Consider the following 23506-nt stretch of genomic DNA (forward strand, 5'->3'; position numbering starts at 1 on the left):
TTATCTGCAAAGTCATTTGAAAAGTTTCGCTCTGGCTTACTTCTCGCTAATGATATTTCATAAACAACTAAAAATTACATGCAGTATTATACAATCACTTGCATTTAATAATCAGAATGATATCAATCATAAAGAAAGTTTCATGATTTTGATAGCATATAATAGAAGCAACTATGAAAAAACTGAGAGTTTTTTTGCTTCTTTTTTCTGCCGTTCTTTTTTTCAGCTGCGGCAAGATGCCGGAACCAAAAACAGACCCCGTTAGTATTGTTGCGATGGACTCCACTTACATAGTATCAGAAAGTCAATCGTTGAATCTCTGTCTAAAAACTCTAAATGCACTTGACCCTTCATCCAAATCTTCCTCAAGCAATGCAAGAGTTGTTTCATCATTTGTAAAGATATCATCCTTGATTTCGGGAAAAGGTACATTTACTAAAGCAGGAAAGATGGAAGCCCCATCTTTCTATTTATTTAACTTCTCTAATAATCAAGGCTATGCGCTTGCTTCTGCAGACAAACGCGATGATGGTGCAATATATATGTTTTCAGAAAAAGGCAATCTCAACCTATCTGACATTGACACAAGCAGTATTCAGCACTACGTCCTTAATCTTATTGAAAAATACCATAATTATCAAATCGATTCTTGCAATAGTAGTCACATCAACAAAGTCCAAACCAAAGGGGTGGCTGATAAGGATGGTTATGAGTCTATTACAACTTCAGTAATAACAGCAAAATATGGCCCTCTAATCACAACAGCATGGGATCAGGATGATCCTTTTAACTATTATGCCAATAATTATGGGGGAGCACAGTGCAGGGGGAAAAACCCACATATGGGGTGCGGACCAATCGCGGTTGCACAATTAGCAGCATATTACAATTATCCAAGCTCCTATACCCAAGACGGCATCACTTATACATTTAATTGGAGCATAATAAACCAAGGGAAAACCAAGAGTGATTTAAACTCAGATACAATAAGAAAATATGAGGTATCGAAATTTATTTATGCAGTTGCGTGCGCTGAGGGCATAAAATATGGCACAGATGGTTCATCAGTAAGTAGGTATTTTTTAAAAAAAGGCTTAACAAGATTGGGATTTGTCCACGAAAGCCATACACATGACTTTACATATCCGGCTGTCAGATTATCACTAACGCAGAGTCATCCTGTTATCATCAGAGGAGATACTACGGACGCTAAGAGAGGTCATGTTTGGCTTATTGATGGTTTTTCAGAAATTACTGATGAGGTAAGGGCTTATGATGAACAGGGTAATTTAGTTGAGAACACGGTGCTCAATATATACAATTATAACCTATATTATAAATACATTCACTGCAATTTCGGCTGGGGGGCGTTTTATTCTGATAGCAATAGGGATTATGAGTATTCTTCTCAATATGAAAATTATACCGCTAATGTTAATGCAAGTGTATTCAAACCAAATAAGAAATATACCTTTAACCAAGATTTAAGAATTCTGTCAAATGTTCATAATTAAATAAAGTCATGAAAAAATTTAGTTGTGCTTTAGGTTTATTGCTTACAATAATAATTTGTGTATCTGCAAGTTGCAGCAAGGATGACATTAAGGATTACTCTAATCTTGGACCTAACAAGATTTTTTACGGTGCCAATAAAATAATGTCTGTAAATACAACCATTGACTGCAACAGCCTTAATAAAATCTTGACATCTACAATCTGGTACGGCCGTTATACTACCTCTTTTAACATAAACTCTAAGGGAACTATTGACTTTGTGGATGTTTGTATAGACATGAACAAAGTTGATTTTCCCGGCGTGTCTTATTATAAATTTGTAGGAAAAGATTCTGTTTATCTGTACAGAGTAGCTGCCCCTGAATATAAAAGATATGATTTATCATGCAGTGTTGATTCCAATTCAAAAATTTTGAGTTTCTTCTACAAAGGAAAGGCTGTAATGGAGTGGAAACTCGTAGGGCTTGAAGACGGAACCATTGCAGTAAATGGCGATGACTTTGCTTTTCATGGAAGGCTTACCACCAGGAAGTACTCAGAGATAAGAACCGTTTATCGTCCCTTTACTGAGTATTTTTCAAATGCAGGAAAAGCAGAAGCAGTGTCAGATGCAAAAGAAATAATGTCAAAAGCATTGCCTGTTGATGTTTGGAATTCCAAATATCAGCCAGACCCTGCCTGTACGGAGAGCTGGGAATAATATTGATAATATAAAATAGAAGCAACTATGAAAAAAATTAATGGTGCTTTAGGTTTATTGCTTACAATAATAATTTGTGTATCTGTAAGTTGCAGCAAGGATGACATTAAGGATTACTCTAATCTTGGACCTAACAAGATTTTTTACGGTGCCAATAAAATAATGTCTGTAAATACAACCATTGACTGCAGCAGCTTGAATAAAATCCTGACATCTACAATCTGGTACGGCCGTTATACTACCTCTTTTAACATAAACTCTAAAGGAACTATTGACTTTGTGGATGTTTGTATAGACATGAACAAAGTTGATTTTCCCGACGTGTCTTTTTATAAATTTGTAGGAAAAGATTCTGTTTATTTGTACAGAGTAGTTCCCTCTGAATATAAAAGATATGATTTATCATGCAGTGTTGATTCCAATTCAAAAATTTTGAGTTTCTTCTACAAAGGAAAAGCTGTAATGGAGTGGAAACTCGTAGGGCTTGAAGACGGAACCATTGCAGTAAATGGAGATGACTTTGCTTTTCATGGAAGGCTTACTACCAGGAAGTACTCAGAGATAAGAACCGTTTATCGTCCCTTTACTGAGTATTTTTCAAATGCAGGAAAAACAGAAGCAATGTCATATGCAAAAGAAATAATGTCAGAAGCATTGCCTGTTGATGTTTGGAATTCCAAATATCCGCCATACCCTGCCTGGACGGAGAGTTGGGAATAATATTGATAATATAAAATAGAAGCAACTATGAAAAAAATTAATGGTGCTTTAGGTTTATTGCTTACAATAATAATTTGTGTATCTGCAAGTTGTGGCAAGGATGGCATCAAGGATGACATCAAGGATTACTCTAATCTTGGACCTAGCAAGATTTTTTACGGTGCCAATAAAATAATGTCTGTAAATACAACCATTGACTGCAGCAGCTTGAATAAAATTTTGACATCTACAATCTGGTACGGCCGTTATACCACCTCTTTTAACACAAATTCTAAAGGAATTATTGACTCTGTGGATGTTTGTATTGACATGAATAAAGTTGATTTTCCAGGTGTGTCTCTTTATAAATTTACAGGAAAAGATTCTGTTTATCTGTACAGAATAGTTGGTTCCTCTGAATGTAAAAGATATGATTTATCATGCAGTGTTGATTCCAATTCAAAAATTTTGAGTTTCTTCTACAAAGGAAAAGCTGTAATGGAGTGGAAACTCGTAGGGCTTGAAGACGGAACCATTGCAGTAAATGGCCGTGACTTTGCTTTTTATAAATGGCTTACTATCAGGAAGTACTCTGGGATAAGGTCTGTCTATCGCCCCTATACTGAACGTTGGTTGAGTCTTTCCGGTGTTACACAAATAATGTCAGAAGCATTGCCTGTTGATGTTTGGAATTCCAAATATCCGTCACTTACCGGCTGGACGGAGAGCTGGGAATAATATTGTAGTTACATAGCAGACTGCTAAGCAATGCGCCACAAAGCGGCGCATTGCCCTGTGGTTAACGCGGCTACCGCCGCGGAAATGCACGCGCTCCGCGCGGGCAAAAAAATAACAGGCAAAATGCCTGTTATTTTTTATGCCTTATTATCATTACTACAAACTTCTTACTGCAAAGTCATTTGAAAAGTTTCGCTCTGGCTTACTTCTCGCTAATGATATTTCTTAAATAACTAAAAATCACATGCAGTATTATACAATCACTTGCATTTGATAATTAGAATGATATCAATCATAAAGACAGTTTCATGTCTTTGGATAATATAAGAGAGAAGCAACTATGAAAAAAATTAATGGTGCTTTAGGTTTATTGCTTACAATAATAATTTGTGTATCTGCAAGCTGCAGCAAGGATGACATCAAGGATTACTCTAATCTTGGACCTAACAAGATTTTTTACGGTGCCAATAAAATAATGTCTGTAAATACAACAATTGACTGCAGCAGCTTGAATAAAATCCTGACATCTACAATCTGGTACGGCCGTTATACTACCTCTTTTAACATAAACTCTAAAGGAATTATTGACTTTGTGGATGTTTGTATAGACATGAACAAAGTTGATTTTCCCGGCGTGTCTTATTATAAATTTGTAGGAAAAGATTCTGTTTATCTGTACAGAGTAGCTGCCCCTGAATATAAAAGATATGATTTATCATGCAGTGTTGATTCCAATTCAAAAATTTTGAGTTTCTTCTACAAAGGAAAGGCTGTAATGGAGTGGAAACTCGTAGGGCTTGAAGACGGAACCATTGCAGTAAATGGAGATGACTTTGCTTTTCATGGAAGGCTTACCACCAGGAAGTACTCAGAGATAAGAACCGTTTATCGTCCCTTTACTGAGTATTTTTCAAATGCAGGAAAAGCAGAAGCAGTGTCAGATGCAAAAGAAATAATGTCAAAAGCATTGCCTGTTGATGTTTGGAATTCCAAATATCAGCCAGACCCTGCCTGTACGGAGAGTTGGGAATAATATTGATAATATAAAATAGAAGCAACTATGAAAAAAATTAATGGTGCTTTAGGTTTATTGCTTACAATAATAATTTGTGTATCTGCAAGTTGCAGCAAGGATGACATTAAGGATTACTCTAATCTTGGACCTAACAAGATTTTTTACGGTGCCAATAAAATAATGTCTGTAAATACAACCATTGACTGCAGCAGCTTGAATAAAATCCTGACATCTACAATCTGGTACGGCCGTTATACTACCTCTTTTAACATAAACTCTAAAGGAATTATTGACTTTGTGGATGTTTGTATAGACATGAACAGAGTTGATAATCCCGCCGTGTCTTATTATAAATTTGTAGGAAAAGATTCTGTTTATTTGTACAGAGTAGTTCCCTCTGAATATAAAAGATATGATTTATCATGCAGTGTTGATTCCAATTCAAAAATTTTGAGTTTCTTCTACAAAGGAAAGGCTGTAATGGAGTGGAAACTCGTAGGGCTTGAAGACGGAACCATTGCAGTAAATGGAGATGACTTTGCTTTTCATGGAAGGCTTACTACCAGGAAGTACTCAGAGATAAGAACCGTTTATCGTCCCTTTACTGAGCATTTTTCAAATGTGGGAAAAACAGAATCAGTGTCATATGCAAAAGAAATAATGTCAAAAGCATTGCCTGTTGATGTTTGGAATTCCAAATATCCGCCATACCCTGCCTGGACGGAGAGCTGGGAATAATATTGTAGTTACATAGCAACGACAACAATGTTGTGCCACAACTTTGTAAAAATCTCTTATATACAGATGTTTACAGAGGCGCGCTACCCCTGTTTTTGCCTTAGCGATGCTTTTTAATAATTTGATTATCAGTTAGTTTTGCAAAGTTGTGGCACAATTGCTGCACCGGTCTCCTTAATTAAATCCTGAGGATTAATTTTTACCTGCAGCCCTCTGATGCCAGCACTAACGTAGATATAAGGAAATTGCAAACAACTGTCGTGAATAAAAGTGGGAAACTTTTTCTTCATCCCGATAGGTGAGCACCCTCCGCGAATGTAGCCTGTTGTTGGCAGCAGCTCTTTTAGCGGAATCAAATCACAGCTCTTGTTGCCTGATACCTTTGCTGCCATTTTCAGATTTACCTCTTCATCACCGGGAACAACGCAAACAAAATGCCCCGTGCGGTCTCCCTTGAGAACCAGTGTCTTAAACACCTGATTGATGTCCTCTCCAAGGCTGTCAGCAACGTGCTGTGCGGAGAGATTCTCCTCATCCACCTGATACGGCACAAGCTCATACTTGATGCCGGCCTTGTCCAGGAGGCGTGCTGCGTTTGTTTTGTTGATTTTCATTGTGCGCAAATTTACAATGTCAGGCTGGATTTTGCAAAACGTGCTGAGTTTTAGATAATTAAAAAATGACGCCAGGCCATTATGGCTTAGCGTCATTTCACACTACTTTGATAATCAATGAATTTTGCAAAATCCAGCCTGTACGGATTATCTATATGGATTCTCCCAGAACCGCTTGCTGTCCGTTGTGACCTCTTTGCTGCTTCTGTCCGGCTTGTAATTCTGCGGACATAAATCTATGTATGTGTGCTGTGCAATTTCCTCCGGAGTGTATTTGTGTCCTTGAATGTAAGTCTCTGTATCAAAGCCTGTATGGTTAATGCACTCTACATAGTACAGATTCTTGCTCATGTAATCGAAATATTCTTGTTGTGACTTTTTCTGTCCGTTCCAGTTGGCATCATCATTAAGCCGGACTGTGCGTCCATCTTTGAATCTTTCACGCACCTCTTCTATGGAAAGCAGATTGTAATTTTCATCCATCATGAATGCGGCAAATGTTGGGTCCATCCAAATCCACTTGTGCAATGTGTTGGAATACACAGAATTAATTACGTGACAATCATTGATGTAAACCTTTGGCATGCATGTGACGTATCTGGATTTGAATCCCATTGCCAGGTAGCACTCATTTAGGAGCATTGCCAATCCTCTGCAGTTCAAACCATTTCCGCTTTTCTTGCAAGACTCAACCATATTTATTGCATTATATGGAGATGGGTTTCCGTGCATTCCGTCATGGCGGATTGTATTATGAACCCAAAACATAATCTTCTCAATCTTAGAGAGTTCATCTCCGTTACCGGCAATGCTGTCCAGATTAAATTTCATTCTCACGCGCACCAGATTGCTGTCATCTGGGTTGGCATAAGTAAAATGAAACTTTACACTGTCGGGAGCATAAGGGGCAGACTGCTGTAAAATATGCTGATAATCAGTCTTTTCTCTCAACGCTGTCATTGCATCTTTAAACTTTTGCTCTCCTCTTAAGGACGCAAGGTCCTCATCTTTCATTGCCCAGCTGTAAGACTCGGTGCCATATTTTGCAACGCTGTCAATTGCGGCAAGCGCCATCTGCTTATTGCCAACTCTTGCGTTGTAACAGGCTAGGTTATAATACAATGCGCTAAAGTCAAATCCTTTTTCATCCCGATAGTATTTTTTTATTTCGTCAGGCAGCGCTTTGTACTTTGCATAAAAATCATTGTATTCTTTTGCAAGAACGTTATAGTCATGTTTTTTAGATTTGCTCTGCTCTGTAACTGCGGTGCCAAAATCTTTGACTACTTGTTCAAAATTTTTAACAGCTACTGTATCAATAGTCTGAGTCTTAACTGTTTGTGATGTTTTGTCTTGCTTCTTGCTGTTCTGTGCATTTGCCAGAAAGGGTAACATTAAAATTATTGCCGTTGTGGCACAACTTTGTAAAAATGTCTGTTTCATAATATTTTACCAATTGTCGCTAAGCGTTAAAATGGCTAGCGCATTTTATTGATTAATTTCTTCTTTCTTCTTATTAGACGTACAAATGTTTCTTTTGCTTCAAAATTTTGAAGAAACTTTTTGCAGAAAATCTTACGAGTTTGTTATTCATCTATAAATGAGTAACTTTGCAGAAAGTTATCGAAAGGAAAATGAAACAGTATATCTTCTTGATATTGGCCATTATATGTGAGGTTGCGTGGGCGCTGCTCTTAAAGTTTACAAATCAGTTTACAAAAGTTGGAATGACAATCATCACTCTGATTGCCTATTTTGCCGCGCTTTTCTTTTTGGATAAAACTCTGAAAACCATGCCAGTGGGGTTGGCTTATGCAGTATGGGCCGGTTCCGGAATGGTGCTGATTGCTTTGCTTGGTGTTGTTATTTTAAAACAGCATCTTGATTGGCCCGCAATTATTGGTCTATCTCTGATTCTTTGCGGAGTCCTGATTATCAATATTTTCTCTAAGTCTATTGTGCACTAGGAGCTCCATCCAAATGATAAATCCTATCTCTTTCAACTGACAGAACGCCTTTTATCTTTTTGAAGTAGATTATTGCATCACCTATGTTTTTCTCTTTTGGGATTGAGATTGCAATTGCGTTAAAGTTGTTGTACTTGTAGATGAAACTTGCACCATATTTCTTTACGGCTTTATATAAAGCAGTTGTGTCTTTCCTCTCTCCATAACTGATTATCAATGTGCTAGGGGTAAATTGCTCATTGCCAATCTCCGTGTTACTCTCCGTCTTCTGCATGCACTCTGGTTCATCGCTTATAATTCTATAAAGTTTAGGGCTTTGCAGAACGTCATAGATATCATACTTCTTGCCGTCTATTTTAATTGTCCTGTATATCAAGCGAATGCCGTGGCTGTAATCTACATACCAATTTACATGTTTGCTGTATGACGGCTGAATGTTTTTCCCGTTTTCCAGCCTCCAACCGTAGATTGTTTCATACCTGGATATTCCGTCAGGAGTATAACCTCTTGCTGCTAATGAGGCAGAATCTTCATCTGTAAGTTCTCTGTAATAGTTTGTTTTATAGGATAATATCACATCTTTCTTTAGACCGCTTATAAGCTGGCCAAAGTGATAACCTTTTACTTTGAACAATTCATTGATGGCATTGTTGCTGTCTTCAAAAACGTAAGGCTGACAGTTTCTGTCTTTGACCGGACGGAAGGGGAATGGATCAATTGAGCCCTCTGCCGCATCTGCAATTTTATCAGTCAAGTAAGCAGTTGGCAAAGAGCAGTATAGGGAGTCTGCTATTTCAATTGCCGCTTTTGGCGTCATTGGCATTCTTATAAAATCTTCATTGGTCCCGACAGATAGATAATCCGGAAGTGCCTGAATTTCAACTCTGTGCTTGCGGCGCAGAATAGGGATGCTGTCAACAATATCTGTCGTGAATACAATATTCTTAAAATATTTCAAAGAATCAGGTACATTGCCTGCCAGTATCTGCCTTACTGTCAATGAGTCTCTGCGGCGCATTCCTGCCGGGTTAATGGAGAGATATTCTCCGCGTGCGTTGTAAAATCCTACAGTGTCCAGAGATTTTATGAACTCTTTGCCGGTCATTCTTGTGATGCCATTGCTGCTGCTGCCGTTGTTGCTGCTAGCGCTGCTAAGTTGCTGGTAGTACGGAACAGGCATCCGCTGCTGGGCATAAGCATTTGAAAATGAAAATAATATTCCAACAGCCAGAAGAGCTAATATTTGATATTTTATATTCATATTTTACAGCATTGCTGCAATTTTTCTAATCTCATTCAATCGTTTGGCCAGCTTTTTATCGCCTCTTGCGGTTTGCATATTGTATTTTGTCTGAATACGCATAAGTGTGTCAGCCTCAACTCCTAATGCTGCCTCAAAAAGAAGGGATGTGTTAGGCGTCAAAGGCCTTTTTGAGTTTAAAATTTCATTTAAAACAGTATGTGATATCCCCATATCAGCTGCAAGCTTTCTTTGCGAAATGCCTCGGTATTCTATCTCCTCTTTAAGAATCTCCCCTGGGTGGGTTGCGTATGCTCCGTATCCTAAATTTGCCATGCTACTTATAATGTTTTGATAATTCTATTATGTTGCATATAGTTATTGTGGTCTCTGTTTTTATTGTTGTGACGGTAAATTCTATTCTATATTGTCTATTGACTCTTATTGATGATATCCCTTGTTTTTCTCCCTTTAAAATCTCGTAATTAAGGGATTTGTACTGATATAGTTCTGAAATTGTTTTTGCACTTTCTAACAGTTCTATTCTTCTTATGTATCTTGTTATTATTTGAGGTTGATATCTATGTTGTTTGTCCTTGCATTCTCCAGTGTAGTATAACTCTGAAAGGTACTGTTTATCAAAAATAATCTCCATCACAAAATTAATATTAATAATTGATGTTCACAAAAAAAGTGAACGATATATTATTTCTTATTTTGCAAATCTAAAGTGTGATTTTAATTTTTGGATGCCATATCGTATAATTCTTTGAGTTTACGATTTTGCATTGAAGTCAATAAAACAAATTGTAAATTTGGGTAATGATTTAATGGAGTATTATTTATTATGATATACCGTAAACTTGGCCGTACAGGTCTGAATGTAAGTGCAATAGCCCTTGGGTGCGAGGGCTTCTCCGGCAAGAAGCCAGAGGATGTTGCAAGGGATTTTGATTTTGCAGAAAAGGCGGGGATAAATTTCTTTGATTTGTATGCTTCTAATCCCGATTTGCGTTCCGCTCTTGGTGCAGCTATCAAAGGCAGGCGTGATAAGTTTATAATTCAGGGACATTTGTGCTCTATCTGGGAAAAGGAACAGTATTTGCGTTCACGTAATATTGATAAAACAAAACATTCCTTTGATGATTTGCTGACAAGACTGGGTACTGATTATGTGGATGTTGGAATGATTCATTATATAGATGCTGAGAAAGATTTCCACAAAGTATTTGATGGTGAGATTGTTAAGCTTGCCCAGCAATATAAGCAAGAGGGAAAAATTCATTTCATTGGCATGAGCAGCCACAATCCAAAGGTGGCTCAAATGGCTGTAGAAACGGGGATTATAGATGTTCTGATGTTCTCCATTAATCCTTGTTATGATATGCAGCCGGCCACTGAAGTCATTGAGGATTTATGGGCTGAGGATCATTATAAGAACGCTTTGCAAAATATTGATGCGGACAGGGAAAAATTATATGAGACTTGCGAGCGGCTTGGAGTTGGAATTGATGTCATGAAGGTATATGGCGGAGGGGATATTTTGAACGAACTTGACTCTCCTTTTGGAAAGGCTCTGACTCCCGTACAGGCTATAAATTACGCACTTACAAGACCGGCCGTTGCAGCCGTCATGGTAGGGTGCAAGAGCACAGCTGAAATGAAATCTGCAATTGATTGGTGCTCAGCGACAGATAAAGAAAAGGATTATGCCTCTGCAATTTCCACAATGAAAAAGTTCACGTGGAAAGGTCATTGTATGTATTGCGGACATTGTGCTCCATGCACATCCGGCATTGACATAGCAAGCGTGAATAAATTTTACAATCTTGCAAAGCCAAGGAATTCAAAATCAGGTAATTCTGAGCAACGGGACGCAGGGCAATGCGGAAGGCAATGCAGTAAACAAAGTGCTGTGCCTGAGACTGTCCGCGAACATTACAAGTTGCTTGCGCATCACGCGTCAGAGTGTGTTAAATGCGGCGGATGTGAAACCAGATGTCCGTTTGGAGTAAAGATTATAGAGGGAATGGAGAAAGCGGCTGAACTGTTTGGATACTAATACTATCGGGACTTAAACATCTTTACCTTTCCCGTAATTGTCATAGGCTTGTTTTAGCTTCTTCAAAATATTGTGCTTTAACAATCTTGGTGCAAGCACTTTAATGTGCTCTCCATAACTCAATATTATTCTCTCTAGTTCCAGGTTGTGAATTACGTTCAAAGAAATTATGATACCGTTTTCATTACCTTCTTCTAACTTCTGAGATTTGTGCAATGGCTTTGTAAGAATATATGGTGCTTGGTCTGCATCTACCTGCAACACAATACGTTGTGCCTTGTCTCCATTGGACTTTGTGACACCAATTATATCATCATAATATGTTTGCGGATTAAAGAATGTATTCTCTATAAACTTCTCTTTTTCATCCTCTGAAATCTCCTCAATTCTATCCAGGGCAAGATTGAAAATACCTCTTTCTCCCTTAATGCTGCATAGCACAAACCATCTGTTATTGAACTCTTTAAGTATATAGCACGATGCGCTTAATGTGTGTCTGGAGAGAGACTTGAATGATTTGTAAGTTATTTTTGCAACCTTCTTTTCAGATATCAAATTGTACAGCACGCTGATTTTGTCAAGTCCCCTAAGCTGTTGATTTGTATCTAGATATATGATTGGCTGTTCATGTTCAACGGTAGTGTTTATATGGTCTTGCAATCTGCTGATTACATCCTCCGCTCCTTTGAATTGTGTAAATGCCTGATAATGACGTATTATATCTATTGCTCCAAACAGTATGTTAATGTCTTCTTTGTGCAGTGGAAATTGTGTAATGCTATAATCCGGGTCATCATAGGCATAGAACTTCCTGTCGGTGACAACAATAGGTGCATTGTAGCCAAGTTTGTCACTCCTCATCAGCGCAATGTCAGAGCGGATTGTTCTGAGGCTTACCTCCTCTTCTCTTCCCTCATACTCATAAAGCGCATCAGAACAGGCATCCATCAAATCCTGTATTGTCCACTTTCTAAAGCGGTTACGCAAACATCTATCAATGGTTGCAAGTCGCAGCATTGTGTTTTTTGTTACTGGCATACCGTTCTTTCTTAATATCAAGCGCAAATTTATTGTTTTGCTGTGACATTTTTTGTCAAAGGCTGAATTTCTTAGCTGAATTATGAAAAAGATTTTAAGTGTGCAGAAAGACTGCACAATAGTGATTTTACTTTGCATCCAGAATCGGAAACCTCCGGAGCCGGATGGCCTCAAACAGTAGTAGGAGTGTGCCGAAAGGCAGACAGATTGTGGGTGCGACACCCACCCGGCACCGGATGGTTTTTTTTAATCATTGAATATTATGATTGAAAAGGAGTACACATTTAAAATCCAAGAGATAAATGAATGGCTGAAGACCAATAATGATGTACAAGTGCTAACACTTGAAGGAGCTATAGATGAGGATTTATTTGATTCATTAAACAATGTACAACTACCTGTTTGTATTAAAAAAATCGTTATCGGTAATATTTCATTTCCTAAAACCAAGAATGATTATGGATATGAATCTGATTATTTAAGCCATTTGTATTCTAGAGTTTATGATGATTCCACACGTCTCTCTATCTTAAATAAAGTGTTGTCTAATTCTGAACGGATTAAGAGTTTTATATTTAAAGATGGTTATGTTTTTTCAGAAGATGAAAAAGCTATTGTTCATTATCCGGAGAAGAGTGAATACATTCATTTAGAGGGTGTTGAATATATTGGAAACTATGCATGTTGTGGCTATTCATCTATGAATTCAGTAAAGTTCAATAATTCTCTTGTGGAAATTGGTCAACTTGCCTTTGCCTGTTGTGAAAATATTGTTGAGATTAATTTGCCAGACTCAGTTAGAATCTTGGGGGATGGGGCTTTCTGTTTTACTGCCTGCAAAAAGGTAAAGTTGTCAGATAATCTGGAAATGATACCATACGCTTGTTTTTACATTACCAAAATAGATGAGATACATATTCCTAAATCTGTGAAAATTGTTGAAGATGACGCGTTTGTTTGTGGTTATTGGTTTAGCAGAGTTGTCATTCCAGAAGGTGTTGAATCAATAGGATATTATTCATTTCCTGGATTGTTATATATGAAACTCCCCGCGTCTCTTAAAAAAATAGCATCTTCTTTTTATTATGAAGCACCAGTTGATTTTGAGGGATGTCCGCCTTATATAGACATAAGCCCGGAGAATAAAACATTTTATTCTCAAGATGGAACTTTATATTATCGCGACAGTAATAAATTAGTGCTTGATTCTCCATTTGTTAGGAGACTGTTAAGCGCTTATAGGTGTTATTATAATGACTGCAAATATGACTGCAATACTTGTGATTATTTCAAGGAAACATCTAAGGATTGTCCATGTTTTGGTTACTTATCAAAAAAAAGTGCCAATTGCCCTTATGCAGGTGAGTGAAATTTTATTGTGATTTTATTTTTATCCAGAATGGAACCTCCGGAGCCGGATGGCCTCAAACAGTAGTAGGAGTGTGCCGAAAGGCGGACAGATTGTGGGTGCGACACCCACCCGGCACCGGATGGTTTTTTTGCAGAGATTGAGGTTCCGGCATTCTCTTGCCGCTCGGCAGAGATTTTGCTCGCGCTTTGCGCTGCGCATTCTCTTGCCGCTCGCCGCGGGGGCCCTTGCAAAGCGATTTCAGCAGCAGCGTTCCGCTACTTTTTTATTTTGTCTTTCGCCTGCCTCAAACAAGTTTGGGCAGACTTGCGCCAAAATAAAAGCAGCCGCAATATTTTGCGGCTGCTGCTGAAATTTGTTTTGCGGAGAGATAGAGATTCGAACTCTAGTGACGGTTACCCGTCAACCCGCCCTCCAAACGGGCGCATTAGACCACTCTGCCATCTCTCCCCGTTTGCGTGTGCAAAGGTATAAAAATTAATGAAAAATCTAGCAAGGACATAGTAACCCGTCGTGAGGATAAAAATATTTAAATTAGCAGAAAAATAATCGGAATGATAATGAAGTTAAGAAATATATTGTCAGCTATAGTTATCGTATGTGCTGCAAGTCTAAACTGCTTAGGCCAAGATACGGATGCTCCAAAATACAAAATAGGGGAGCTATATTATAATTTCAATAAAGGCAATGCAATGGTCGTTAAAGGGTGTGGTGAAATGGATACATTAAGAACGGACTATGTTTTTTCTTCTTGTGTAATTCCTGCGTCTGTAACATACAATGGTCATACATATAGAGTTACCGGCATTGGCAACGGGGCATTTGAAGGGTGTGAAAATTTAAAATCTGTGACCTTGCCTGCTACAATTATTAATATTGGCGAGGAGGCATTTTCCGAGAGCGGCATTGTTTCTATTGTTCTGCCAAATTCCGTAAAGAGAATTGGGGAATTCTGTTTTCAAGACTGCAAAAGTCTTAAAACCGTTACTCTTAGCAACTCTATGAGTTACATAACAAAACAAGCTTTTATGGATTGTGAAAAATTGATGTCTATAACAATTCCATCATCAATTAAAAGCATTGAATATTTATCCTTGTCAGGAACAGGACTGCGCAGCATTAATTTACCAAATACGCTGCAATTAATTGGAAATGAATCTTTGGAAGGAAGCAATATTACATCTTTGAATATTCCAAAATCGGTGAGAGAAATAGGAGATTATGCATTGAATTACTGCATATCTTTAAAATCTCTTTATGTGCATTGGGATAAGCCAATTAAAGTTGAGGACTCTGCCAACACTGTATTTCCGGAGAGACGAGATTGTATCTTGTATGTACCAAAGGGAAGAAGAGGACTTTACTTAAAGGCCCCTTTCTGGAAGAATTTCAAGCAGATAAGAGAGCACTAAGAGTCTTCATAATCTTTGCGGAAAGAGGGGGATTCGAACCCCCGATACGGTTACCCGCATAACGGTTTTCGAGACCGTCCCGTTCAACCGCTCCGGCATCTTTCCTTAATGGGTTGCAAATGTACAAAAAGTGAGTGGTTAGCTGTAAATCTGTTTGGTCTGTTTTTTGCGTAGTTTTGACAAAAGACAAGAGTGTTTAATTCTTTAAAAATGAAAAAGTTCAATTTATTCTTCGCGATAGTTTGCTGCTGTGCGGCGGTGGGTGTCTCTGCTGTTTCTGCAGCAGCTCAAGATGAAACTGTCGGGAGCCAAAATGTTCAGCAGGTTCAGAGCTATCAGGGAACATATTATTTTAACTCGCAGGCCACTAAGGCTGACAATAAGCAATCCTCTGAGTATTATAGAGTTGTAGGGGCGAACAATGATTTCAAAGATTATTATACAAAAGGCAATCTGCTTAGGGCAAAAGGAATCGTTTCTTACATGGATGAAAATGATGATAACAACACCATTTTTGACGGAGCTTTTGAGGCGTATTATCCATCCGGAAAAGTTTGGATTAAACAGACTTTTAAGAACGGGCAGAATGACGGAGAATTTACAGAATATTATGAGAGCGGATTAATCAAAGAGCATGAAACTTACAAAGATGGGACCTTGGATGGAATTAAGACCACTTTTACAGAGAAAGGGGATACTTGCTATCAGTATGTTTATGATAACGGCAAGTTGCAGAATGATACTTACACTCAGTCAGGCAACGGATATTCAGTAAATTACGACGCACAGACAAAGAAGCCGGTTTGGAATCAGGCCTCTGATGTGCAGGTTAAAAATCTGACGGACAATAGCGGAGATGTTTGGAAGTATTACACTCTCAATGGTTTATACGTTTCTATAAATGTTAAGTACAGACACTATTACGGAAGATATTACGTTGTAAATGTTTACATACAGAATAATTCTCCGGAGAATGCATACTTCAATTTTGATAATGCGTCAATCACGGACGGAGGCGGCAGAGTCAGATTATTCTCTCATGATGAGTATGTTAGGCGGGTAAATAACAGGCAAGCATGGACGGCATTTGGCCTTTCTATGGCGGCAATTGTTACCGCCGCAACTTTGGACGCCGCTATAAACAGTTCATATTATGATGATTGGGGTTATCACTCACCGGGCAGTAATTTTGCCCATGATTTTTCATCCTTTGTAATTGAAGAGTCTGCGGTTGTCGGGACTGTTCTGATTAACGGCTATATGACAAATGAGATGATTAAGGTTCAGCAGAATAACATCGGTTACCTTAAAAATTACATGGTTGCACCAAAAAATGCAGTTAGCGGATATGCGCTTGCCAAATATGATCCATCTGTAAATCAGATAGCTGTAAACTTGCCAATCAATGGTGTGGTTTATTCTTTCAAATGGGATACTACCAATTTGGAGGATGCGGATGAGAGATAGGGCCATTCTGCATGCTCGCTCTGCTCACATGCAGAGCATTCCGCCACAAAGCGGCGTAATGCCTTGTGGTCTACGCGGCTACCGCCGCGGAAAGGCACGCTCCCTACGGTCGCGGGCCTGCGGCCTGGGGTACAGGGTGCCTATTATAACTTTCTGAAGTTCAACAACAAAGAGTTGCTCACAACACAGACGCTGCTCATTGCCATGGCCGCTCCGGCAATCATTGGATTCAGCAGAAATCCGTTGAAAGGGTAGAGCACTCCGGAGGCAATCGGAATTGCTATTATGTTGTAAATGAAGGCCCAGAAGAGGTTCATCTTTATGGTCCCGACAGTTTTTTGGGATAGTCGCACGGCTTTGTAAATCTTGCGCAAATCAGAAGAAACAATCGTCATCTTTGCCGCATCCATTGCGATATCGCTTCCGCTTCCCATTGCAATGCTAACGTCCGCGCGTGCAAGCGCAGCGCTGTCATTGATGCCGTCTCCAACCATTGCAATAACTTTTCCTGCGCTTTGCCATTCTCTCACAATTTGCTCTTTTTCAGCAGGTAGCACTGATGCTTTGAATTTAGAAATGCCCGCCTCTTTTGCAATAACTGCAGCAGTTTGTGCGTTGTCTCCAGTGAGCATTGCAACGTCAATCCCATTGTTTTTCAGTATCCCGACAGCCTCTTTTGAACTCTCTTTTATTTTGTCTGCAACGGCAATTACGGCAAGAACCTCATTTGAGCTTGCAAAAAATATTGCTGTTTTTGCCTCTTCCTCAAACTGTTCCGCGGCTACAGAAAATTTATTATCTATCGCGATGCCATTATTTTTTAAAAGTGCCGGCGTGCCTGCAAAATATTTTACGCCATCTGCAACAGCTGAAATTCCAAGCCCAGCATGATTCTCAAATTCAGTGATTTTTATATCTTCACCGGAATTGTTATCAGTCATTTTTTCCGTTGAATTGCAAGAACCTGTTGCACATGAATTCCCGTAAGCCTCTGAAATAGCGAGAGCTGCAGGGTGCGTAGATTTGCTCTCCATAGCTCCTAAAATCTGCTGAAATTTCTCTTTTTCTTTCTCTCCCCAAAAAGCATCGGTCACTTGCGGTCTCCCTTCCGTTAATGTTCCGGTCTTGTCAACTGCCACAATATTAATCTTATGCGCTCGTTCAAGAGACTCCGCATCTTTAATCAAAATTCCCTCTGATGCTCCGCGTCCTATTCCTACCATAATTGCGGTAGGAGTGGCCAGACCAAGCGCGCAAGGGCATGCAATTACAAGAACTGTGACCAGCGATAACATCCCGTATGTGAATGAGTTAGAGCTTCCAAAAATATTCCATGCAATAAATGAAACAAGAGCAATGCACATAACAACCGGCACAAAAATTCCGGCAATTTTATCTGCAAGCTTTTGAGAAGGAGCGCGGCTGCCTTGAGCCTCCTGTACAAGTTTAATTATCTGATGCAGAACTGTTTTCTCACCAACTTCCTCTGCGCGGAAATTAAAACTTCCGCTTTGGTTAATTGTTCCAGCGTAAACTTTTGCTCCCTGCTCTTTAAGAACCGGAACAGATTCTCCGCTTAACATGCTCTCGTCCACATAAGAGGACCCCTCCGTAACTTTCCCATCCACAGCTACTTTCTCTCCCGGCTTAACCATGACAATTGCGCCGGGCATTAATTTCTCTATCGGGAGAGTAATGATTTTTTTTGCACGGCGTTTTTCACACTCATTCTGTTCACACTCCTTTGTGGATGTAACTCGCTCATCTTCAATAATAACTGTTACCTCTTTTGGTTGAAGTCCCATAAGCTTTTTGATGGCGGAGTTGGTGCTGTTTTTTGCACGCTCTTCCAATGTCCTGCCTATCAGAATAAAAGCAATGATGACTGCCGCAGATTCAAAATAGACGTTGCTCTCCAGTCCGCGGCTTGTCCATACGGAGGGGAACAAAGTATTAAATACGCTAAACAAATATGCAGTTCCGGTAGAGAGCGCAATAAGCGTATCCATGTTGGATGAGAAATGTTTTGCCTGATTCCACGCGTTCTTGTAAAAGTCTCTGCCAAAGACAAATAGAGAGAGAGTGGCAAGAGCCCACATTATATAGTTTGCATAGGGGAGGTAACGCCCGCTGCCCGGGGTGCCTTTGAAAAACATCCCTATGACCATGATTGGAACGGCAATTATTACCGCCCAAATAGTTTTCCTAAGAAGCCCTTTGAATTTTTTTTTTGAGACTCGTCCAAAGCCTCGGGTGCTGCGCCTGCCGCATCAATGACCATGTCGTATCCTGCCCCAACAACTGCCTCCTTCATCTTCTCCGGGGTAACGGCCGCATCATCGTACTCAACTAATGCACTGTTACTTGCAAGATTAACGTTAACGTCCTTAACGCCCGGTACTGCTGCCAGCGCTTTTTGAACATGAGCCACGCACATTGCGCAGGCCATATTTTTTATCGGGAATGTTTTTTTGATTACTGTCATATCAATTGCAAATGTACTCAATATTGATTGCAACTATGTTGCAAAAAACATCAATAGTTTCGTCTCGCCTTATCCATTCTCGCCTCCCCTATTTTTGCTAGCGCAAAAGGGATCGGCTGCGGCTGAGCCGGCTGCGGCGAAATATTGAATGTTTTTTGCAAATATTACAAGCTTTCAAGCGTACCGTTAATCATGGACATCAATGATGGAATCTCCAGATGCTGAGGGCACTTAGGAAGGCAAGTCCCGCACTTCATGCACTTATCCGCACCGCCGCCCTTGGCAAATGCCTTATGAAATGCCTCTGAAAATGCCTTAGATTTTTTCTTGTAATCATCAGTATTTTGCGCCTTCATATCAGGTATGTTGGAATCCATAACAAGCTGATTATAAGTTGCAAAAACTGTCGGGATCTCAACTTCAAACGGGCAAGGCATACAATATCTGCAGCCGGTGCAACCTATTCTCTTGAACTTCTGATACTCTGCAACTGCCAGATTTATAGTCTCATAATCAGCATCCGTAAGTGGTTTAAAGCCGGTAAATGTTTTAATGTTATCCTCCAGATGTTCCATATAAGTCATGCCGCTAAGGATTACCATTACGTCAGAAAGAGAGCCGGCATAACGGAAAGCCCAAGATGCTACGGTTGCATTAGGATTTGCTTTCTTAAAGATAGCATCTGCATCGGTGCTAAGAGAAGCAAGCATTCCGCCCTTTAAAGGTTCCATTATTATACAAGGTATATTCCTCTTAGCCAGAGCATTGTAGATATGTTCCGCATCCTGTCCCTTCCAATCCAGATAGTTCAATTCTACCTGCACAAAATCCCATGGATGCTTGTCAATCAAATAATCAAAGAACGGCATATCTCCGTGGAAAGAAAATCCAAGCTGGCGTATTCTTCCCTTTTTCTTCTGCTCAACAAGGTAATCATACAAGCCCATCTCCTCATAAACTTTGTCATAGCTTTGGCGGTTCTGCAAGCTGTGAAGAAGGTAATAATCAAAGTAATCCACGCCGCAACGTTGAATTTGCTCCTCAAAAAATTTTGGGCCGTCCTCTTTAACTTTCACATTGTAACCCGGCATTTTGTCCGCCAAAAAATAACTCTTGCGCGGATATTTTTTTAGAGCTGCTCCAATAACACCCTCAGATTTTCCTCCGTGATAAACATAAGCAGTATCATAATAGTTAATTCCATGAGAGTATGCGTAGTCTACAAGTTCCTGAGTCTTAGCTACATCTATAGGAGCTCTTCTTCCGCCTTCTCCAGTTGTAGGGAACCTCATGCAGCCAAATCCCAGCATGGCAATCATGTCTCCGTTTTTAGGATTTTTCCTTTTATCTACAAGTTTAATCCCGCCCTTTTTAATCTTTTCAGAAATATCATTCAGAAAAGGATTGCTCTTAAATGACATTAAAGAGGCTGCGCCGACCACTCCAAGTCCCATAATCTCAATGGCTCTGCGGCGGCTGATTTTTTTCCCGGAATTATTATCGTTGCTCATATTCTTAATTTTTAATTTTTTTATCTCGACAGATTTTGTTTCACCTTGTAAATTTAAGCAAAATTAACTCTCAAATAATCATGGCATCTTCCTAATCTGTAAAAATGGTAGGGAATCTCTCTTTTTGGTTGAGGCCGGTTGAGTATTGGGTAGTGATGGGATAAAAAAGAAAGCCCGGTTTTTAACGCCGGGCTGTTAGGGACCATCAAAATGTGGTTATGTAGGGTTATATTAAAGTTATTGTGAATGGCCCCTGATTTTTAAACTAATATGAAGTAAATTTTAATGATCGCACCAATTAATTATTTGTACTCTGAGTATTGCTCTGCGTATTATTGCTATCCTGCGAACTCTTTTTGTCTTTACAGAAAGGGCAATTCTCATTCATCTCTTTTTCTGTCTGCTCTTTGTCATACATATTGTATTGATAGTCAGAAAGAATCTCTTTTAGTCTTGCCATTTTCTTCTCTTTTGCAGCCTTTGCCTCTTCCGGCGTGCACTTAGGAGCAAACCCCGGCATCATCTTGTGACCTCTCTTGAATCCCGTTGTATCTCTCTGGTGCATACCTCCCTGCTGCATATCCGGACGTTGTCCGCGTCCCATACCGGGACCCATTCCACCGGGGCCGCCGCCCATAGGACCACCTTGGAAACCTCCTCCATTCTGATTATCAGAATTTTTCTTATTGCTGCTTCCTGCAAGAACTTGGGCCTCTGCAAGATTTACTTTGTACACTTTCTTATATTGCTGATCTGATAGCTGCAAATTTTTTTGCATTCTCTCTGTCTCAGCTTTTGCAATTTGCTCCGCGGTCATCACTTGAGGACCGGGGGCCATCATGTGGTGATTGAATTTACCGTTTACATGAGTTGTGTCTTGTGCAAATGTAAATGAATACATTAATGTAAGACCGATTGTCAGGAATGATACTAAAATCTTTTTCATCTCTCTTTTTATTTTTCGTCAACGGTTGAGTAATTATCAAATCCTGTGCGAAAGTATGCAAGGGATGCTGTTTTTTCCAATAATTTAGACAAACAAGAAGATTTTATCTACAAATAAAGAATTATTGAGCGGCTGCTCTTTTCTTTAGCCCCATCTCCTTTCCTTTTTTCTTCATAAGGGCCAGCGCTTGCTTGATGTTGTTCTCAATGACGCCATCCAGAATGGCATTTTTGATATATTCTTTTAATACTCCAATCTCTTTCCCAGGCTGAATATCAAAGTATTGCATTACAACCTCGCCGGTAATAGGATTCTTAAAATTCCGCAGCGCGTCTTTAGCCTCAACCTCTACAAGTTTCTCTCTGACAAGCTGAAAATTGTTTTTGTGCTTGCGTACAATTGCATCATTTTTTGAAGTAATATCTGCCTCGCACAATGTCATCAAATCGTCAATATCATCGCCTGCATCAAAAAGTAAACGTCTTATTGCAGAGTCAGTTACGCTCTCTTCCACAAGCGCTATGGGACGCAGATGAAGCCTTACCATTTTCTGCACATACTTCATTTTTTCATTAAGAGGCATCTTCAGCTGCTTGAAAATTCCGGGTACCATTCTGGCTCCCATAAGGTCATGACTATGAAAGGTCCAGCCTGTTCCCTGTTCAAATTTTTTAGTCGCCGGCTTGCCAATATCGTGCAGTAGCGCTGCCCATCTCAACCACAAATTATCTGTGTGAGGGCAGATGTTGTCTACCACTTTTAGCGTATGTGCAAAATTATCTTTATGGCCTTTACCTTCCAGAGTCTCAACGCCTTGCAAGTTGCTGATCTGCGGAAGAAATTGGGGCAGAAGTTCAGTATCCTGCAGCAGCTGGAATCCGATAGAAGGCTTAGGAGTCATTAAAATTTTATTAAGCTCTTCTGCTATTCTTTCTCTCGACAGAATTTTAAGTCTCTCCTTATTTCTCTTTATGCTTTCAAGTGATTCAGGTACAATTGTAAACTGCAGCTGTGCGGCAAAACGGATTGCGCGTATCATTCTCAGCGGATCATCTGAATATGTTACGTCCGGGTCTAAAGGGGTGCGAATGAGACCTTTCTGCAAGTCTGCAACTCCGCCGAACGGGTCAATTAAATTTCCGTAATCCTCTTTTTGCAAGCTGAACGCTAGGGCGTTTATTGTAAAATCTCTCCTCTCCTGGTCCTCTTTAAGAGTTCCATCTTCAACTATTGGTTTTCTGGAATCTGCTCTGTATGACTCTTTTCTGGCCCCCACGAATTCAACCTCCAGCCCGTGATATTTAAGCATTGCGGTACCAAAATTTTTGAAGACGGAAACTTTTGTCTTCACTTTTTTTGCCACTCCCCGTGCAAGTTCAATTCCGCTCCCCTCCGCAACAATGTCAATATCGGTACATGGTCTCTGCAAGAAACAGTCCCTCACGTATCCTCCAATCACAAAAGCTCTAACGCCTTGTTGCTCTGCAGTTTTACTTATAATCTCAAATATTTTATTCTCTAAAAAATTCATCAAAATTTTATTAAACTGTCGGGATGAAACTACAGCTCGCCGTACTGCGGAACATCACTTATAAATTCATACTTCTCCTCTTTGCTGTTATACTCGCAGGCAAAGGTAGCAACTCCATTTGTAATTGCCAGCCACTTTACTTTTAGGATAAGCGCGTAACGCCAAATCTGCTCAAATGTGTCCTTAGTTATTTTTACCTCAGGAGCTTTGCACTCTATAATCATTTGAGGGTCAAGTGTTTTATTATAGCAGACAATGTCACAGCGGAACTTTACGGCGCCTATTTTAATTTCAGTCTCGCTCATCATCATGGAGAGCGGCCAGCCTCTTTTTTGATTAAGCCACTTTATAAAGTTCTGCCTTACATTCTCTTCCGGAGTAAGGGCGACATTTTTTTTTCTGAGCGGGTCAAACACTTCCATATCTGCAAAGATAGGAATTTGCCATGATAATAAATTT

Annotated in this window: 23 protein-coding genes and 2 tRNA genes; 11 read left to right on the forward strand and 14 right to left on the reverse strand. The window is 39.6% G+C overall.

Annotated features, from left to right (window positions below; translation table 11 throughout):
- The first annotated feature begins 173 nt into the window (after positions 1-173).
- From LKM37_05330 to LKM37_05355, 6 genes are all read left to right on the forward strand, one after another.
- Complete coding sequence (locus LKM37_05330) at positions 174-1514, forward strand: C10 family peptidase (protein ID MCI1720422.1); 1341 nt, start codon at positions 174-176, stop codon at positions 1512-1514.
- An 8-nt stretch (positions 1515-1522) separates the two neighbouring features.
- The gene (locus LKM37_05335) at positions 1523-2215 is read left to right on the forward strand and encodes a hypothetical protein (protein MCI1720423.1); all 693 of its coding nucleotides are present in this window, start codon (positions 1523-1525) and stop codon (positions 2213-2215) included.
- A gap of 27 nt (positions 2216-2242) precedes the next feature.
- Positions 2243-2935, forward strand: coding sequence for a hypothetical protein (locus LKM37_05340; GenBank protein ID MCI1720424.1), 693 nt, complete (start codon positions 2243-2245; stop codon positions 2933-2935).
- A 27-nt stretch (positions 2936-2962) separates the two neighbouring features.
- The gene (locus tag LKM37_05345; GenBank protein MCI1720425.1) at positions 2963-3652 is read left to right on the forward strand and encodes a hypothetical protein; all 690 of its coding nucleotides are present in this window, start codon (positions 2963-2965) and stop codon (positions 3650-3652) included.
- Between the two features lie 340 nt (positions 3653-3992).
- Complete coding sequence (locus LKM37_05350) at positions 3993-4685, forward strand: hypothetical protein (protein ID MCI1720426.1); 693 nt, start codon at positions 3993-3995, stop codon at positions 4683-4685.
- A gap of 27 nt (positions 4686-4712) precedes the next feature.
- A complete protein-coding gene (locus LKM37_05355) occupies positions 4713-5405 on the forward strand; it encodes a hypothetical protein (GenBank protein MCI1720427.1) in 693 nt (230 codons plus the stop codon).
- A gap of 128 nt (positions 5406-5533) precedes the next feature.
- On the opposite strand, the gene ybaK is transcribed toward LKM37_05355, so the two are convergent.
- Positions 5534-6019, reverse strand: coding sequence for a Cys-tRNA(Pro) deacylase (gene ybaK, locus LKM37_05360; GenBank protein ID MCI1720428.1), 486 nt, complete (start codon positions 6017-6019; stop codon positions 5534-5536).
- A gap of 147 nt (positions 6020-6166) precedes the next feature.
- Positions 6167-7462 (reverse strand): transglutaminase-like domain-containing protein, encoded by a 1296-nt coding sequence (locus tag LKM37_05365; GenBank protein ID MCI1720429.1) that lies wholly within the window; start codon positions 7460-7462, stop codon positions 6167-6169.
- A gap of 167 nt (positions 7463-7629) precedes the next feature.
- On the opposite strand from LKM37_05365, the gene LKM37_05370 reads away from it, so the two are divergent.
- Positions 7630-7986: a multidrug efflux SMR transporter gene (locus tag LKM37_05370; GenBank protein ID MCI1720430.1), complete on the forward strand. Its 357-nt coding sequence runs from the start codon at positions 7630-7632 to the stop codon at positions 7984-7986.
- Here LKM37_05370 and LKM37_05375 read toward each other — a convergent pair.
- From LKM37_05375 to LKM37_05385, 3 genes are read right to left on the reverse strand one after another with little or no spacing between them, the layout of a single operon-like run.
- Entirely contained in the window at positions 7973-9247 is a 1275-nt protein-coding gene (locus LKM37_05375; protein MCI1720431.1) for a hypothetical protein, read from the reverse strand. The two genes, LKM37_05370 and LKM37_05375, sit on opposite strands and share 14 nt — an antisense overlap.
- A 3-nt stretch (positions 9248-9250) precedes the next feature.
- Positions 9251-9562 (reverse strand): HigA family addiction module antitoxin, encoded by a 312-nt coding sequence (locus tag LKM37_05380; GenBank protein ID MCI1720432.1) that lies wholly within the window; start codon positions 9560-9562, stop codon positions 9251-9253.
- A 1-nt stretch (position 9563) separates the two neighbouring features.
- Positions 9564-9881 carry a type II toxin-antitoxin system RelE/ParE family toxin gene (locus LKM37_05385; protein ID MCI1720433.1) on the reverse strand — a complete coding sequence of 106 codons (318 nt, stop codon included), beginning with the start codon at positions 9879-9881 and terminating at the stop codon, positions 9564-9566.
- A 192-nt stretch (positions 9882-10073) separates the two neighbouring features.
- Between LKM37_05385 and LKM37_05390 the strand changes: the two genes are divergently transcribed.
- Positions 10074-11288: an aldo/keto reductase gene (locus LKM37_05390; GenBank protein ID MCI1720434.1), complete on the forward strand. Its 1215-nt coding sequence runs from the start codon at positions 10074-10076 to the stop codon at positions 11286-11288.
- Between the two features lie 12 nt (positions 11289-11300).
- On the opposite strand, the gene LKM37_05395 is transcribed toward LKM37_05390, so the two are convergent.
- The gene (locus tag LKM37_05395) at positions 11301-12326 is read right to left on the reverse strand and encodes a WYL domain-containing protein (GenBank protein ID MCI1720435.1); all 1026 of its coding nucleotides are present in this window, start codon (positions 12324-12326) and stop codon (positions 11301-11303) included.
- A 262-nt stretch (positions 12327-12588) separates the two neighbouring features.
- Here LKM37_05395 and LKM37_05400 point away from each other — a divergent pair, with 262 nt between their 5' ends.
- Positions 12589-13695 (forward strand): leucine-rich repeat domain-containing protein, encoded by a 1107-nt coding sequence (locus LKM37_05400; protein ID MCI1720436.1) that lies wholly within the window; start codon positions 12589-12591, stop codon positions 13693-13695.
- Between the two features lie 363 nt (positions 13696-14058).
- Here LKM37_05400 and LKM37_05405 read toward each other — a convergent pair.
- A tRNA-Ser gene (locus LKM37_05405) sits at positions 14059-14145 on the reverse strand.
- A 110-nt stretch (positions 14146-14255) separates the two neighbouring features.
- On the opposite strand from LKM37_05405, the gene LKM37_05410 reads away from it, so the two are divergent.
- On the forward strand, positions 14256-15107 hold the full coding sequence (locus LKM37_05410; GenBank protein ID MCI1720437.1) for a leucine-rich repeat domain-containing protein: 852 nt from the start codon (positions 14256-14258) through the stop codon (positions 15105-15107).
- An 18-nt stretch (positions 15108-15125) separates the two neighbouring features.
- Here the strand turns inward: LKM37_05410 and LKM37_05415 are convergent.
- Positions 15126-15212, reverse strand: a tRNA-Ser gene (locus tag LKM37_05415).
- A gap of 105 nt (positions 15213-15317) precedes the next feature.
- Between LKM37_05415 and LKM37_05420 the strand changes: the two genes are divergently transcribed.
- Positions 15318-16574, forward strand: a complete 1257-nt coding sequence (locus LKM37_05420) for a hypothetical protein (protein MCI1720438.1) — start codon at positions 15318-15320, stop codon at positions 16572-16574.
- A gap of 143 nt (positions 16575-16717) precedes the next feature.
- Here the strand turns inward: LKM37_05420 and LKM37_05425 are convergent, their stop codons facing one another.
- The 6 genes from LKM37_05425 to LKM37_05450 all read right to left on the reverse strand — a co-directional run bounded on the left by LKM37_05425 (position 16718) and on the right by LKM37_05450 (position 23469).
- Positions 16718-18730 carry a copper-translocating P-type ATPase gene (locus LKM37_05425; GenBank protein MCI1720439.1) on the reverse strand — a complete coding sequence of 671 codons (2013 nt, stop codon included), beginning with the start codon at positions 18728-18730 and terminating at the stop codon, positions 16718-16720.
- Positions 18731-18759: 29 nt separating this feature from the next.
- Complete coding sequence (locus LKM37_05430; GenBank protein MCI1720440.1) at positions 18760-19059, reverse strand: cation transporter; 300 nt, start codon at positions 19057-19059, stop codon at positions 18760-18762.
- Positions 19060-19223: 164 nt separating this feature from the next.
- The gene (locus tag LKM37_05435) at positions 19224-20570 is read right to left on the reverse strand and encodes an aldo/keto reductase (GenBank protein ID MCI1720441.1); all 1347 of its coding nucleotides are present in this window, start codon (positions 20568-20570) and stop codon (positions 19224-19226) included.
- Positions 20571-20868: 298 nt separating this feature from the next.
- Entirely contained in the window at positions 20869-21516 is a 648-nt protein-coding gene (locus LKM37_05440) for a hypothetical protein (protein MCI1720442.1), read from the reverse strand.
- Positions 21517-21637: 121 nt separating this feature from the next.
- A complete protein-coding gene (locus LKM37_05445) occupies positions 21638-23047 on the reverse strand; it encodes a CCA tRNA nucleotidyltransferase (GenBank protein ID MCI1720443.1) in 1410 nt (469 codons plus the stop codon).
- A gap of 29 nt (positions 23048-23076) precedes the next feature.
- The gene (locus LKM37_05450) at positions 23077-23469 is read right to left on the reverse strand and encodes a type I restriction enzyme HsdR N-terminal domain-containing protein (protein MCI1720444.1); all 393 of its coding nucleotides are present in this window, start codon (positions 23467-23469) and stop codon (positions 23077-23079) included.
- Positions 23470-23506 lie beyond the last annotated feature (37 nt).

The sequence above is a fragment of the Bacteroidales bacterium genome (assembly GCA_022647615.1).
GTDB lineage: Bacteria > Bacteroidota > Bacteroidia > Bacteroidales > UBA932 > Egerieousia.

Bases quoted from the DNA above. Each gene is read 5' to 3' on its own strand.
- LKM37_05365 (MCI1720429.1), bottom strand. From the start codon at position 7,462: ATGAAACAGACATTTTTACAAAGTTGTGCCACAACGGCAATAATTTTA.
- LKM37_05410 (MCI1720437.1), top strand. From the start codon at position 14,256: ATGAAGTTAAGAAATATATTGTCAGCTATAGTTATCGTATGTGCTGCA.
- LKM37_05385 (MCI1720433.1), bottom strand. From the start codon at position 9,881: ATGGAGATTATTTTTGATAAACAGTACCTTTCAGAGTTATACTACACT.
- LKM37_05440 (MCI1720442.1), bottom strand. From the start codon at position 21,516: ATGAAAAAGATTTTAGTATCATTCCTGACAATCGGTCTTACATTAATG.
- LKM37_05380 (MCI1720432.1), bottom strand. From the start codon at position 9,562: ATGGCAAATTTAGGATACGGAGCATACGCAACCCACCCAGGGGAGATT.
- ybaK (MCI1720428.1), bottom strand. From the start codon at position 6,019: ATGAAAATCAACAAAACAAACGCAGCACGCCTCCTGGACAAGGCCGGC.
- LKM37_05340 (MCI1720424.1), top strand. From the start codon at position 2,243: ATGAAAAAAATTAATGGTGCTTTAGGTTTATTGCTTACAATAATAATT.
- LKM37_05435 (MCI1720441.1), bottom strand. From the start codon at position 20,570: ATGAGCAACGATAATAATTCCGGGAAAAAAATCAGCCGCCGCAGAGCC.
- LKM37_05375 (MCI1720431.1), bottom strand. From the start codon at position 9,247: ATGAATATAAAATATCAAATATTAGCTCTTCTGGCTGTTGGAATATTA.
- LKM37_05395 (MCI1720435.1), bottom strand. From the start codon at position 12,326: ATGCCAGTAACAAAAAACACAATGCTGCGACTTGCAACCATTGATAGA.
- LKM37_05330 (MCI1720422.1), top strand. From the start codon at position 174: ATGAAAAAACTGAGAGTTTTTTTGCTTCTTTTTTCTGCCGTTCTTTTT.
- LKM37_05345 (MCI1720425.1), top strand. From the start codon at position 2,963: ATGAAAAAAATTAATGGTGCTTTAGGTTTATTGCTTACAATAATAATT.
- LKM37_05355 (MCI1720427.1), top strand. From the start codon at position 4,713: ATGAAAAAAATTAATGGTGCTTTAGGTTTATTGCTTACAATAATAATT.
- LKM37_05420 (MCI1720438.1), top strand. From the start codon at position 15,318: ATGAAAAAGTTCAATTTATTCTTCGCGATAGTTTGCTGCTGTGCGGCG.
- LKM37_05350 (MCI1720426.1), top strand. From the start codon at position 3,993: ATGAAAAAAATTAATGGTGCTTTAGGTTTATTGCTTACAATAATAATT.
- LKM37_05445 (MCI1720443.1), bottom strand. From the start codon at position 23,047: ATGAATTTTTTAGAGAATAAAATATTTGAGATTATAAGTAAAACTGCA.
- LKM37_05450 (MCI1720444.1), bottom strand. From the start codon at position 23,469: ATGGAAGTGTTTGACCCGCTCAGAAAAAAAAATGTCGCCCTTACTCCG.
- LKM37_05400 (MCI1720436.1), top strand. From the start codon at position 12,589: ATGATTGAAAAGGAGTACACATTTAAAATCCAAGAGATAAATGAATGG.
- LKM37_05335 (MCI1720423.1), top strand. From the start codon at position 1,523: ATGAAAAAATTTAGTTGTGCTTTAGGTTTATTGCTTACAATAATAATT.
- LKM37_05390 (MCI1720434.1), top strand. From the start codon at position 10,074: ATGATATACCGTAAACTTGGCCGTACAGGTCTGAATGTAAGTGCAATA.
- LKM37_05430 (MCI1720440.1), bottom strand. From the start codon at position 19,059: ATGACAGTAATCAAAAAAACATTCCCGATAAAAAATATGGCCTGCGCA.
- LKM37_05425 (MCI1720439.1), bottom strand. From the start codon at position 18,730: ATGTTTTTCAAAGGCACCCCGGGCAGCGGGCGTTACCTCCCCTATGCA.